Genomic DNA, 13,229 nt, shown 5'->3' with positions numbered 1-13,229 from the left:
GTTGAAATGCCAGATCCTGTCCGGTTCTTTCAGTAGTGTTTATAGTTAAAGGTGTTTTTGGGTCAGAGTAATGGTGCATTGGTAATGGCTCGTTGAGTCATCATAATCACCAATTACTCAAGCTTAACAATACCAATGCTCCCGGAGATGATGTCACAGAGCTTTCTATTCCCAAAATCTCATCCTAATATGGACGTGCATCAGAAGGAGGCTCTATGAAACGGTCACGTTTGAAATTCTCCCGCTACTATCCTTTATTGCGCCAGCAATTGCGCCAGCGTAGCAGACGACAAATCCTACTAGCGTCTAGTGTGGGATTGAGCCTACTGCTGATCTTCACCATGTTAGTGTTGACTTATCGCAAGAACCCGGTAGGATTAACGAATTGGGTAGTGTTGCTCCCCCAGCAAATCATGGGGCGCAGAAATCCCAAGGACACTACAGTCCTAAAACTAGCATCCCAATCCCCCCAGCAGCGGGTGGCACAACTCGAAGCGATCGCAATTGGACCAAAATCCCTCAATCGTGGCCGTGCTCGTTACCTATTGGCGGTTGATGCCATAGCTGGGCAGCAGGGAAGGGAGGCACTGCGTTGGTTAGATAAGTTAGAGTGGGAATATCCAGTATTAGCAGGACATATTGTGCTCAAACGAGCACAGGCTTACCAACTCACTGGGAACAAAGCTAAAGCCCAAGAAGCTTGGCAGGAGTTGCTCCAACGCTATGGTAATCAGCCAGTAGCAGCTGAAGCCTTGTATGCCTTCTTGTCAGATGATTCACCCTACCGCAAACCAGAAAAGGAATCTATTGCTCCGAAATATGCCAGCACCATCTGGAGTTCTGAGCAGCCCTGGTTGGCAAAAATACAGCAGATGTATGACTTCTCTGCGGAAGAGCCCAAATACTGGGAACGAGCACTGAAAAACTATCCTTCTCATCCTCGCATCATTGAATTAATCCAGCAACAGCTCAAGGATAAGCCTAATCAACCTGAACTGATGCTGTTATTAGCCAGGTATACCTTTGACCAACCAGGGGTTACCCTAGTGCTAGATAAACTAGTGAGTAATTATGGGAAATCTGTCGATGATAAAAATCGTGCTATAATTCAGCCCCAAGATTGGGAAGCGATCGCATTAGCCTATTGGAAAGACCGCAAATATGCTCAAGCCAGTGCTGCGTATGCCAATGCTAAACCAACACCTAAGCATACTTACCTAGGGGCTAGAGGACTTCAGTATGCCCAAAAGCCCAAAGCAGCGAAACTGGCTTATAAAAAGATGGTTGAGGAATTTCCCAATGCCAAAGAAACCGCTTTGGCTTATCTTCAACTAGCTGCACTAGAACCACCCATTGACAAGATTCCGTATTTCGACCAAGTTATCGATCGCTTTCCCGACCGAGCTGCTGAGGCACTTTTGGCTAAAGCCAAAACTCTGGAGCAACTCAACAGTCCCAACGCTGCTGAGCAAGCCTATAAATTGTTAATCGACAAGTATAGTAATTCTGATGCGGCAGCCGACTATCACTGGCAGATGGCTCAGGAGGCTGCACAAAATGGCGACATCCTGACAGCTTGGCATAAAGTTCAGCCTATCCTTAAGGATAATCCCCACAGTCTGATCGCCCGTAGGGCAGGGTTTTGGTCGGGAAAATGGGCAACTCAGCTAGGACGGAAGCAGGAAGCCGAAGCAGCCTTTAAGCAGGTGATTACCAACCATATTCAATCTTACTATGCTTGGCGCTCAGCGGTACAGTTGGGTTGGGATGTGGGAGACTTTACCACACTGCGCCAGTCATACCTTACTGTAAACTGGCCAACGGTGCGACCAGAGTTACCTGTGGGCTCAGCAGCTTTGAAGGAATTGTATCAGCTTGGTCAAGACCAGGACGCTTGGAACCTGTGGCAAGCCGAATTTCAAACTCGCCTCAAGCCCACTGTTCCCCAACAGTTTACTGATGGCTTGTTCAGGCTGGCGATGGGAGAATACCTCAAAGGAATTTCCCTGGTAGAGACTCTCGAAGACCGAGAAACCTCCCAAGAACAGGAGCAGTACCAGAAAATCAGGAAAAAACCGGCTTACTGGCAAGCCCTCTATCCCTTTCCCTATATAGAGGTGATCGAAACCGAGTCAAAACAGCGTAACATTAATCCTCTACTGGTTATATCCTTAATGCGTCAAGAGTCTCGATTTGAGGCAAACATTACATCAGTTGCTGGTGCCATGGGCTTAATGCAAATGTTGCCCAGTACTGCAGCTTGGGTAGGGAAATCCATCAATTTCAACGACTATAAACTAGCGGAACCCAACGATAATATTAAACTAGGAACCTGGTTTCTTGCCCATAGCCATCGCGTGTATGAGGATAACTCCGCATTCGCCATTGCTAGTTACAATGCTGGTCAAGGTAATGTAGGGAAATGGCTCAAGGGAAATGAACCCATTGATTTAGATGAATTTGTGGAAACCATACCCTTTGGTGAAACCAGAAACTATGTCAAGCAAGTTTTGGGTAATTACTGGAATTACTTACGCTTATACAATCCTGAGTTTAGTCAGCAGTTAGTAGACTTTTTGGCTCAAGAGTGATCCAGCAAGACTGACCGTAAACATTCAGCTATACCCTACCGGATAAGCTATCATGAATTTTCTTCAGAATAGATACAAAAGTCACCAAAATAGGGAATAAATAAATATAGATTATATCCCTCATCTCTTAGCAACAGGATGGAGCAATCTACTCTCACTTTAGTCCCCCAACTCACGACCTCTGAACCAATCCCAGTGGTTCAGACCTCCCAACTGCGCAAAGTCTATCGCACCGGCTTCTGGCTCAATCAAAAAATTGAATCCCTAAAAAATTGCTCCCTCAGCGTCTATCAGGGAGAAACCTTTGGATTACTCGGTCCAAATGGAGCCGGGAAAACCACCCTCTTAAAAACCTTACTAGGAATTGTCCGTCCTACTGGCGGACAAGGATGGTTACTCGGACATCCCCTTGGTAATGTCAAGGTCAAGCAGCGCATTGGTTACTTACCAGAAAACCCCTACTTCTATGACTATCTCACCGGCTGGGAATTTTTGCAGTTTACCGCTGGACTATTTCAAATTCCCCATGAGGTAAAACGTAAACGTATTCCTCGGCTGTTAGAACTAGTAGGATTGTCCCAATCAGCAGCACGCAAGAAACAACTACGTCAGTATTCTAAAGGGATGCTCCAGCGCATCGGTATGGCCCAGGCACTGATTAATAACCCAGAAGTTGTATTTCTAGATGAACCCATGTCCGGTCTTGACCCCATGGGACGCTACCAAATCCGAGAGATTATTATGTCTCTGAAAGCTCAAGGCAAGACTATTTTCTTCAACAGCCATGTCTTGTCAGATGTGGAGAAAATTTGCGATCGCATCGCTATTCTCGCTAATGGGGAATTAATTTGTATGGGAGCGTTAGATGAACTTTTGGGTACCGATAACACCTACCGAGTTAAAGGCAAAGGTGGGAATATAGACATTATCAAACGGTGGCTGATGGAATTGGAATTTGAGGATGATTGCTGGTACGGTCAATTGCGAGGCGAACCCCAAGAGTTTATGGCTTCCCTCAGGCTGATGGATGCCCAATTGATCAGTATGACTTTAAATCGTCCTTCTTTGGAAGAGTTTTTTATGAAGCAGTTGAATAATCCGGGTTTGAGGGAGTAGGGAGTAGGGAGTCGGGAGTCGGGAGTCGGGATCCAGCAGAATCCCTGAGACGGGCCGTTTGATATAATCGTTTAATGTTCGATAATACCTGCAAGTTCCGACCTGGAGCAGTCTGTAATTTATCAAGACATTAAGGATGAAGGCCGTCACGAAGGGGAACAATCTCTTATACTCCGCCTCCTCGCACGACGCATTGGCGAAGTGTCCCCAGAAATGCGATTGACCTTTGGTCACGCTACGCGAACGCAGGTTCAAGCCTTATCCCTCCCTCAGCTTGAAGCTTTGGGGGAAGCGTTGTTGGACTTTAGGAAACCTGACGATTTGGATGAATGGATGCGTTCACTATCTGTTGCTGATAGCAAATCGAACTCGTAGGTAATGCTTTCGGTGTGATTGGCCTACGGCCACGCTACGCGATCAGCCCTACGGGCATAATTGCGCTGACTGCACTACTTCTCAACTAAGATTAACTGAGTTAGCGTACGCTTCTTTTTCATGCTGTTAAGCTAAGTGTTGATAGGAACGAATAATATTAGCTAAAGCCCGCAGTGCATCATTAACTGATTTTTCATCTGGAAAAATTTCAGCCACATCGTCATCTAACTTAACAATGTTGCTACCTTCCCTATATCTCTGAGCATATTTACCGCGTATGCCTTTGCTGAAATCGTATTCATCTAGCAGATCCTGATCCTGTTGATTATTAATAGTCATTGTTCTCCTCGTATGTCCTTTTCTCTGGTGATGTAGCCAAACGAGCACTAATAATTCTAATGCTATTGCCCCGCTCAGTATGAACTACTACAAGTGTTCTTTGTTTGTACGATCTCCCTATAATAACAAATCGCTTCTCACCTACTGAGTGTAATGGATCTTCAATTGTCAGAGAGAAAGGATCTCCAAAAACAGTAGTTGCTTCTTCAAATGAAACTTGATGCTTGTTCTTATTGATAGCTGCCTTTTGTACATCCCACTCAAAATGTAATCCCACTAACTCTCCTCAAAAAACTAATCACAATATATACAATATATCAAGTAAAACCAGGTTAAATCGCATTTATTTAACAATAGTTTTGAGAAAGCGTACGCACTTTTGTCCCAACAGTTTTTGGATAGCGTACGCACTTCTGTGCTAAGAGTTTTGAGGAAGCATACGCACTTTTGTCCCAATAGTTTTGAGAAAGCGTACGCACTTTTGTCCCAACAGTTTTTGGATAGCGTACGCAAATTATTAGACAATGAGAAAGATGAGCCAATTGCAAAAAACAGAATCGTGGCTACCAAAACTTTTACATCAAGGTAACTACTTGTTAACATTGTCGCAAAGATGGCGATCGCTTTCCTCGACATTGGGGTTATTCTCCAAATAGTCACGCACCGAATTGCAACCCCGCACCATGAGTTGATCGAATGATTCAATTTGCCACCACCCAAGTATCCCCATGTTGCCAACCATAGCCAGTTGCTTACCATCGGGGCTAAAATTGAGATCGAAACCCCTAGATTCATCCCCTGTTTTGAATTCTGCCACCTGATCCTTGCTCTCTACATCCCATAACTTAACGATACCATCTAATCCAGCAGTAGCCAGTAACTTGCCATCAGGGCTAAAACTGGCAGTCATATCCCCGTTTGGATATCCTGTGAATTGGGCTAACTCATTGTAATCTGAGTCCCACAAACAGACGGTGCCGTCTATGGCGGTGGTAGCCCTTAACTTCTGATCAAAACTAAAAATTACCTGATTGATTTCACCAGAGTGACATCCCGAGAATAAAGTAGTGTCTAAGCTGTCTAAGGGAAAAAAAATCATGACTCGACCAGAATACTTTAGGATTATCACTCGAATCAGGAACTTCATTAACTTTAAAGTCCCAAATCCGGATACTGCCATCTCTACCTGCGGTAATCAACTGCTGACCATCAGGGCTGACAACCGCTCTTTCTATCCAAGTGTGATTTGTTTCGATTGTAATAGAATAAGGATAAGACGAGTTATCTACAACTATTGTTTGTTTATAAGAATAAGGAAAGCTTTTATGTTTTGTAAAAGTTGCGGTAGTATTATCATCACTGCTAGAAATTGTATCTGGCATTGTATCTGGCATCGATAATTCCGGTTCTCCTACAAATTGGTTTTTAGATATTTCTTGACCGGATAAGTCCCAGTACCTAAAAAGACCACCATCATTACTATTATGACTCTATTCCCAAGTAGCAAGTTGCTCGCCATCCTGGCTAAAGACGACCTCCCAAGTCCAACCTTTATGAGGCTCTTGATTTAGCTTAACTTGCTGTTGAGTTTCTAAGTCCGATAAAGCCAAGGTAACAATGCTATTATTTCCCTGAATACTGCCATTAGAATCCACACTGGCAGTCATGGTAGCAAGTAAACTGACATCAGGGTTAAAACTGGCACTTAGAACCCTGCCTAATGGTCCTTGGAAACAATCATCATTCAGAAGTTTGCCTGACCTGTCCCACAAGCAGATGATTCCCGCGTCATCAACACTAGCGATTCTGCTGCCATCGGGGCTAATACCAAGACCTATCACTCTGCCTTGATGTTTTCCCAGGCGATTCCGTTCTCTTACTCCATAAACCACCTTGTGCAGTGTTTTTGTAACTTGTATTTTTAGATTAGCGTCTGGCTTGAATAAGGATAAGTATCCCGGCCAATCTTTAAGAGATTTACCTGCTCGTAAACTGTTAAGCCAAGCTTCTAACTCTTGACCTGATTGTAAGTTTGCTTCAGCGGCTTGCCGAGAAGCCTGAATTTGAACTATCAGGGCGTTTCTTTGACCAATTAAGGAGAATACTAAACCTGTACCTAACCCCAGCATAACTGCGATCGCAACACCCCAATTCGAGTATTAAAGCTTTTTCGCCCAATACTGCGCCGCACAAACTCAGCTTCCACTTGGTTAAGCCAATTATCATCGGATTTAGATAACTTTTTCAACAAATCAAGACGTGGGTTAGCATTCCAAAGAAACTTTGCCTGTTGCTGGCTTTTCCACTCCACCGCTGCGGTCGTCAACCGCCGTTGTAGAAGTAAGCTTTCTTCCTGGTTTTGTTTCCACTGCAGCAGCTTTTGCCAACCCCGCACCAAAGCATCATGGGCTGGTTCCACATAGGGATTCCCACCAGCATCAACTCCATTCACCAATAACCTTGCGTTGGTAAAGCGCTCAATTACTTCCTTCACTAAACCATTTTTCGCTGGCGGATATTCTAATTCTGATAACGGTACGCGCCTACGGGCTAATTCACCTCCACCAAGGGCGACCATCCGCAGCATCACATGACGGATAACTTGGGCATAAGCAGGGTTTTCATTAACTAGCGCCTCATATTCTTGATCTGCTCTTTGAGTTAGCGATCGCATTACTCCCCCCAATTCAATATAATCGGCTTGAGTCAACGCCCGGTCAATAGTAATACCCCTGTATTGTGCCTCCCGTTGCCGCCTTAAATACTTGAGGAAGAATTCACTCAAGGCAAAAGACAGCAGGGGTAATGCTCCCGGCATATCCACCACTTGATCAATCAATTGTTCTACTAATTCGTCGGGCTGAAAATACATCACCCGTGCTTGAGCGGGTTTCTCAATCGCTTCGCCCAGTTCAGCTCGCGTCATCGCTGGTACAATAAATCGTCCCCAGTTAAGTTCTTCCCCGACACTCCTTTTGCCAGCATCCTTGACTTGGGGTTCAAAGTCAGACCGTAGGGATAGTACTACCCGTAATTTATCCCCATGGGCATTTATGGCTGTGAGTATCTGTTGGAAAAACTCCTTACGCTCATCTAAGTTTTGACAGAGTGTAATAATTTCTTCGCTTTGGTCAATAAACAGTAATAACTTAGAATTGGGGTTATTCTTCGCCCAAACATCAATGCTCATTGCCAGGTTATGCTGGGGGTTTTGTGGCTCTACCCTTGGTAACTTAGCATTACATAGCACATTATTTAACGGTTGCAAGGGCGTCTCACCAGGACGGATGGGTGGCAAAATACACCATTTCTCAGTCTGAGATTGCCGTAGTTTGGGAATTAATCCTGCCTTGACCAAGCTCGATTTACCGGAACCGGAAGCACCCAACACCACTGTTAAGGGATTAGCTTTGACAAAATCTTCTAACTTTTCTACTAGTAATGTTCTACCGAAAAACAGTGAACTGTGTTTCTCGTCAAAGGACTTTAAACCGCGATAGGGATTTTGTGAGTGATCCAAAGGTGGTGCTGGTGGTAAATTAAGTTCATGTCCGGGAGAAAGAAAGATATATTCTCCCTTATCGTGTTTGTTTAAACACCAAATACCAGGGGTTTGTCGCTGACGGCATTTGTCTGTGGGTATTTCTACTCGATCCCGTAAATGTAAATATAATTCGGTGGCTGTAATTACCCCATCGACCGCCGGTTTACCATTTTTGGCGGGAGGATAGATATCTCCTGCACCTTCTAGTGCTTCTAATAATGCCGCTGCAAAAGGGGAATGATTACCGACTTGACCGCGTACGCTATCTAAATTAAAGTTATCGAGGGCTTTTTGGTCCGAGGCTGAGGACGTAATGATTTGCCAGGCTGGGTCACTAATAAAACGGTCATAACGCTCTTGGTGAATTACTTCTGGCGAGGTTAATAAATCCCTGGTACTCGACCATTTAAAAGCACCAGCAAAACAGCAGTCGAGGATACCCAAGAAATGACGACAGGGTAATTGAATTAAAGCATCGTGTAACAAAGTCATGGGCAGATAACTATTAGTATCGCCCAGTTTGGCATCTTGAGGAATTAAGTAACCCGCCGGGCCATCATCCCCATTAAGAGCTACTCCATGACCAGCAAAGTAAAAGAATAAGCGGTCATTTTCAGTGACTTGTTCGGGTAAGGTATGGGATAAAAATTTGTTAAAGTTAGACAGAGTTGCCACTTCCTATAAGCATACCCAGACTTGGTAATCATGCTTGGTGCGGAGAATTTATACTAGTTTTTTGGCATCGTTTACGGCGGTATTCAGGGGGGAAATGCCGTTTGTGTAGTTATTGATGGATAAATGCGAGATTGCGGGAGAACATATAGCGTTGGGTGCATCTCATATTTGTAAAAAAGAAGGGGCCCGGGCGCGGGGAGTGTGGGGCCCGGGCGCGGGAATTTTATTATAATTTTTGCCTAATTTCAAAAGCGAGATGCACCCTATAGCCTTTCCTGTAGGAAATGTAAACTAGGCAGAAGTGTTGATTCTTAGAACTTAGAACTAAAAAAAAGCACCAAATTGTGTTATATAGCGGTTTTCAATTGGGTAAGGTACAGATTCCTGGCTTTTAGGTAACAGGGAACAGCGTATCTGGGAACAGAGAAGAGGGAATAGGGAAAAAATCCTGTGTACCTCATAGTTATGAAAAACGCTGTAATTAGTTCTATAATGATTTAAAAAAAGTTTCCAAGATTTGTAAAGGATATCTTAAAATCTCTCCCAAGACCGCGCTGCATCGCTTGTCGAAAATTATCCCCATCTCCCCATCTCCCCATCTCCCCATCTTCCCCCTCTCCCCACACTCTTGCCCCTGTTCCCTAGACAACAGTTCTGCCAATTACCAATTACCAAGCTTCATTGATAAATTGAACAAAATTGTTGGCTTCTCTAGGGCTAATACTAACAAAAATAACCAGATAAATTATTAGCATCAGGCTTAATGTATTGAATTCTTTCATTTATAATTTCCTCAGACTACTTAGTGATTGACTTAGTGATTTACTTAGTGATTGAAGGTATAATAGAGAGGATTCGCAAGGTAAGCATTGAGCGGTCAGTGGTCAGCGGTCAGCGGTCAGCTGACGTAACAGGGATTAAACCAATGCTTACCTGTTTTATTTAAAAGCTGTTCCCGTAGCGCATTAGCTGATACGCGACACGCTGATAGCTGGCAAGGGTAGCTTTTCAACTAGCCCGTTAGCCCTAGGCTGAATCCTGACATTGCTGTCGTTTAGAACTCTTCAACTTCCTCTAGTTTCGTAGCTTTTTCAGGTTTTAACAGTACCCTTGTGGGTACTCTTAATCCTGGAACTCTCAGCTTTAGGACTGTGATTCGTCACAATCCCCATCTCTACCCAAAGCTGGATAATCAGCTACACAGGATTTTTTCCCTATTCCCTGTTGCCTATTCCCTATTCCCTATTCCCTATTCCCTGTTCCCTGTTCCCTGTTCCCTATTCCCTATTCCCTATTCCCTATTCCCTATTCCCTATTCCCTAAAATCCTAAAATTGTGTACCTCACCCAATTGAGAACTGCTATATTGGGTGGCACGGGTGTCTACAGGATTGAACTGGCTATCTGTCTAGCTCATAAATCTCTTTGATAGTGCGGTCGTTTTCTTTTCTGTGTTAGTGTTCTTGCCTTTTTCTCTGTTCACAAATTTTTCACTCTACCCTGATAACATGTCGTACTGGTAGTTAATTTTAATAGAGGTTATTACCTCTATTGTTGTTCAAGTGTTATTCAGGGCTGATTGACTGACAAAACTCCTACAAACTATGGTATCGCTGCTATCCCGCTAGGGGGTAAAACCCCTAGCTAATCACTCAAGTCTGTTAAAACGGACGTAAGTATTCAGCTGTCAGCTATCAGCTATCAGCGTGTCGCGTATCAGCTAATGGGCTACAGATGGTGCTACTTGAGGTGCTATCAGCTATCAGCCATTAGCTTATGGGCTATGGGCACGCTACTTTACGAATAGCTTTTGAATACAATCAGCTGACCACTGATCACTGACGGCTGACCACTGACAGCTGACCACTGACGGCATTAGGCTGACGGCTGAATGCTTACAAACTGACTAGAGATAAAGGGTTGGAGTCGGTTTCAACCGACGTTAGCTATGAGCCGTGGACTTAAATCCATGGCGGGTTTGATAGCACAGCCCAAGATTGTTGAGTAAACCAGTATTCAAAGACAGACTAGGCAAGACTGAAACCTGATCTTTATATGCCGAAAAGCCGGGATTTTGGGGATTGATCAATAACATCTCAATCGGTAGCTACTGAGTAGTTTGTAGCTACCTACTAATTGAAGTACCAATGGATAAGCCAATGGAAATTTTTAAGCCACGTCAGCAGCCAAAACAAACCAATTCTCAAAATGCTAATTTTTACTACTTTAGAGGAATTAGCCATCTAGTGGTGGGCAGATTTCAAGCAGCCATTCTGGAATTGAATGAAGCCATTGAGATTGACCCCAACCATGCTGCTGCCTATGACAACCGTGGCATATGCCTTCGAGAATTAGGAAAGCATCAAGAAGCCCTAGCAAATTTTCAAAAATCAGCTGCAATTTATCAAAAACAGGGTAAAACGGATGATTATCAGAAAATAATAGCCAAAATTCACCACCTTTACTCACGGTGATTCACTTAAGCCTGTGTAGTGAATGGTATAGTGCTAGGGGCAAGGCAAGAGGAATCCCCCCTAACCCCCCTTAAGAAGGGGGGCGGGCAAGAGGCAAAAGTTAACTACAGGTGCGCTTTCCGCTTCAGGACTGACACAAAACTAGGCACTAAGCGCTACAAGTAGTAGGGTAAGTTAATAACGCACCCTACAGATAGGGTGACTACGGAAGTACTGAATTCTTACTCTCGCCTTTTTCATAAATTTTCACAAAGCGCCTGATTAACTAGTGGGTTTCTCAAAGACTATGGGCGATTGGCAACCCTCGCCAACGGCATCTATTGATTAACTCATTTAACAATCATTTGTCAAATGTCATTTGTCTTTTTTTCTTTTTCCAAAGTTAATTGGAAATTGACTAATGACCAATGTTCGATTATTACTTGAAACAAAAGCACCCAGTCATGCAAATTGGTAAAATTCTGGTTCGTAAACGACTTATTTCTCCCAGTCAACTCAATACAGCCCTTGAAATCCAGTCTTTAACTGGGATTAAATTGGGAGAAATTTTGGTAACTAAAGGATTGATTGAAGCTCAGGATTTGGAGCAAGCACTTTTGGAACAATATTGGCGAAAAAATGGGTTTTGGGTCATTGACTAGTCCCACTGGACATAACTCAAAATTAAAACGCCAAAAGTCAAACGTATTCCATTGTTATCATCTAAAGGTTTTGATAGCTTTGAATGGTATATTGGGATTAGCTTTAGGGATTAGATATTAGAAACAATAGGAGCAATTGATCGCCTCCGTTTAATCACCCATCACACCCTATTGTTTACATCAATTACGGCATCCGTTACTACATCCGTTACTACATCCGTTACTATAGCAATTGCTGAATTCACTGCTCCGAACGCGCCCCGCGTGGCCCACGGCATCAGTCCCTAAAATCCAGAGATTTATAGCTGACCGAATTGAAAACCGCTGTAATTATTTAAATCCTCATCATTCATAAGATAAAACTGGAAATGAGAGTAATATTTTGCGATAGCGTCTTTGACCATAAACTGATAGAACCTGATTACGAAGAAGAGATGAAAGCGGCTATTGGAGCTGGCTTCATAACTTCCCTATTCAGCTTTGAAGACTTGAGTGATGGCAACGTAAGTCGTGCATTAAGGTATGTGGAAAATGCGGAAGTTGAGGAATTGGCTATTTATCGTGGATGGATGTTAACGCCTTCATCCTATGGGTTACTTTATCATGGGCTTTTAAAAAAGAATATCAAACTGGTCAATACTCCAGCAGAATTCAAATCTTGTCACTATTTACCTGAGTATTATCCAAAAATCAAGGATTTGACACCAAAATCAAATTGGACAGTGGGTCAGGAAATGAATAATTGGGAAGTGATTAATTCCCTGACCGATGAGTTTGGCAATGCTCCTATTATTGTCAAGGATTATGTAAAATCAGAAAAGCACAACTGGCATGAAGCCTGCTTTATCCCAGATGCATCCAATAAACCTAACGTAAAGAAGATAGTAGAAAGGTTCATTGAGCTGCGAGGTTCGGCCTTGAATGAAGGGCTGGTTTTCCGAAAATTTGAAGAGCTGGAATTTTTAATGGAACATTCTAAAAGTGGTATGCCATTAACAAAAGAGTACAGACTATTCTTCGTTTTTGGCAAATTGGTAAAAATGTTTAATTATTGGGATGAAGGTGACTATGGTGATACAATATGCGACCTCACGCCCTTTATTGATGTTGCCAAAGAAATAGATAGTAATTTTTTCACGATGGATATTGCCAAGAAGACTAATGATGCGTGGATGATTATAGAGCTTGGTGATGGTCAAACAGCTGGGCTACCGGATAATGCCAACTTGGAGGAATTTTATATGGAATTAAACAAAAACATAGGGCAGCATGTTTAATGTCAGCAGTCAGCAGTCAGCAGTCAGCAGTCAGCAGTCAGCAGTCAGCAGTCAGCAGTCAGCAGTCAGCAGTCAGCAGTCAGCAGTCAGTCTTTGGCCTTGGCCGTTGGCCACGCTACGCGAATGGCTGATAGCCGAATGCTTACAATTACGTGAAGGCATTTACTGATAAAATTCCCCTAACGCTATCTCAAGACA

At 43.4% G+C, this 13,229-nt stretch carries 16 protein-coding genes; 8 read left to right on the top strand and 8 right to left on the bottom strand.

The window, feature by feature from the left end:
• The first annotated feature begins 215 nt into the window (after positions 1–215).
• Together F6J90_RS30395 and F6J90_RS30390 are read left to right on the top strand one after the other, a co-directional pair.
• On the top strand, positions 216–2,591 hold the full coding sequence (locus tag F6J90_RS30395) for a transglycosylase SLT domain-containing protein (RefSeq protein ID WP_293102379.1): 2,376 nt from the start codon (positions 216–218) through the stop codon (positions 2,589–2,591).
• Between the two features lie 138 nt (positions 2,592–2,729).
• Positions 2,730–3,707, top strand: coding sequence for an ABC transporter ATP-binding protein (locus F6J90_RS30390; protein WP_293102377.1), 978 nt, complete (start codon positions 2,730–2,732; stop codon positions 3,705–3,707).
• Here the strand turns inward: F6J90_RS30390 and F6J90_RS30385 are convergent.
• Positions 3,642–3,962, bottom strand: a complete 321-nt coding sequence (locus tag F6J90_RS30385) for a hypothetical protein (protein WP_293102374.1) — start codon at positions 3,960–3,962, stop codon at positions 3,642–3,644. The two genes, F6J90_RS30390 and F6J90_RS30385, sit on opposite strands and share 66 nt — an antisense overlap.
• On the opposite strand from F6J90_RS30385, the gene F6J90_RS30380 reads away from it, so the two are divergent.
• On the top strand, positions 3,876–4,082 hold the full coding sequence (locus F6J90_RS30380; RefSeq protein ID WP_366513938.1) for a DUF4351 domain-containing protein: 207 nt from the start codon (positions 3,876–3,878) through the stop codon (positions 4,080–4,082). The two genes, F6J90_RS30385 and F6J90_RS30380, sit on opposite strands and share 87 nt — an antisense overlap.
• Positions 4,083–4,208: 126 nt before the next feature.
• On the opposite strand, the gene F6J90_RS30375 is transcribed toward F6J90_RS30380, so the two are convergent.
• From F6J90_RS30375 to F6J90_RS30345, 7 genes are all read right to left on the bottom strand, one after another.
• The gene (locus F6J90_RS30375) at positions 4,209–4,421 is read right to left on the bottom strand and encodes a hypothetical protein (protein ID WP_293102372.1); all 213 of its coding nucleotides are present in this window, start codon (positions 4,419–4,421) and stop codon (positions 4,209–4,211) included.
• Positions 4,411–4,698, bottom strand: a complete 288-nt coding sequence (locus F6J90_RS30370) for a BrnT family toxin (RefSeq protein ID WP_293102369.1) — start codon at positions 4,696–4,698, stop codon at positions 4,411–4,413. The genes F6J90_RS30375 and F6J90_RS30370 overlap by 11 nt, the downstream gene beginning before the upstream one ends.
• A 312-nt stretch (positions 4,699–5,010) precedes the next feature.
• Complete coding sequence (locus tag F6J90_RS30365; protein ID WP_293102367.1) at positions 5,011–5,520, bottom strand: hypothetical protein; 510 nt, start codon at positions 5,518–5,520, stop codon at positions 5,011–5,013.
• Positions 5,459–5,815, bottom strand: a complete 357-nt coding sequence (locus F6J90_RS30360) for a WD40 repeat domain-containing protein (RefSeq protein WP_293102364.1) — start codon at positions 5,813–5,815, stop codon at positions 5,459–5,461. The genes F6J90_RS30365 and F6J90_RS30360 overlap by 62 nt, the downstream gene beginning before the upstream one ends.
• A gap of 96 nt (positions 5,816–5,911) precedes the next feature.
• A complete protein-coding gene (locus F6J90_RS30355) occupies positions 5,912–6,550 on the bottom strand; it encodes a WD40 repeat domain-containing protein (RefSeq protein WP_293102361.1) in 639 nt (212 codons plus the stop codon).
• On the bottom strand, positions 6,538–8,640 hold the full coding sequence (locus F6J90_RS30350; protein ID WP_293102358.1) for a caspase family protein: 2,103 nt from the start codon (positions 8,638–8,640) through the stop codon (positions 6,538–6,540). The genes F6J90_RS30355 and F6J90_RS30350 overlap by 13 nt, the downstream gene beginning before the upstream one ends.
• Positions 8,641–9,127: 487 nt before the next feature.
• On the bottom strand, positions 9,128–9,301 hold the full coding sequence (locus tag F6J90_RS30345; RefSeq protein WP_293102355.1) for a hypothetical protein: 174 nt from the start codon (positions 9,299–9,301) through the stop codon (positions 9,128–9,130).
• Between the two features lie 451 nt (positions 9,302–9,752).
• Between F6J90_RS30345 and F6J90_RS30340 the strand changes: the two genes are divergently transcribed.
• From F6J90_RS30340 to F6J90_RS30320, 5 genes are all read left to right on the top strand, one after another.
• Positions 9,753–9,971 (top strand): hypothetical protein, encoded by a 219-nt coding sequence (locus F6J90_RS30340; protein WP_293102353.1) that lies wholly within the window; start codon positions 9,753–9,755, stop codon positions 9,969–9,971.
• 815 nt (positions 9,972–10,786) lie between these two features.
• Entirely contained in the window at positions 10,787–11,113 is a 327-nt protein-coding gene (locus F6J90_RS30335; RefSeq protein ID WP_293102350.1) for a tetratricopeptide repeat protein, read from the top strand.
• 443 nt (positions 11,114–11,556) lie between these two features.
• Positions 11,557–11,754, top strand: a complete 198-nt coding sequence (locus tag F6J90_RS30330) for a hypothetical protein (protein WP_293102347.1) — start codon at positions 11,557–11,559, stop codon at positions 11,752–11,754.
• Positions 11,755–12,122: 368 nt separating this feature from the next.
• Positions 12,123–13,031, top strand: coding sequence for an ATP-grasp domain-containing protein (locus F6J90_RS30325; protein ID WP_293102344.1), 909 nt, complete (start codon positions 12,123–12,125; stop codon positions 13,029–13,031).
• Complete coding sequence (locus F6J90_RS30320; protein ID WP_293102341.1) at positions 13,031–13,162, top strand: hypothetical protein; 132 nt, start codon at positions 13,031–13,033, stop codon at positions 13,160–13,162. The genes F6J90_RS30325 and F6J90_RS30320 overlap by 1 nt, the downstream gene beginning before the upstream one ends.
• The last annotated feature ends 67 nt before the right edge of the window (positions 13,163–13,229 follow it).

It is taken from the genome of Moorena sp. SIOASIH (assembly GCF_010671925.1).
GTDB lineage: Bacteria > Cyanobacteriota > Cyanobacteriia > Cyanobacteriales > Coleofasciculaceae > Moorena.
The sequence above is the reverse complement of the archived record's forward strand: the minus strand, read 5'-3'. Positions and strand labels throughout refer to the sequence as shown.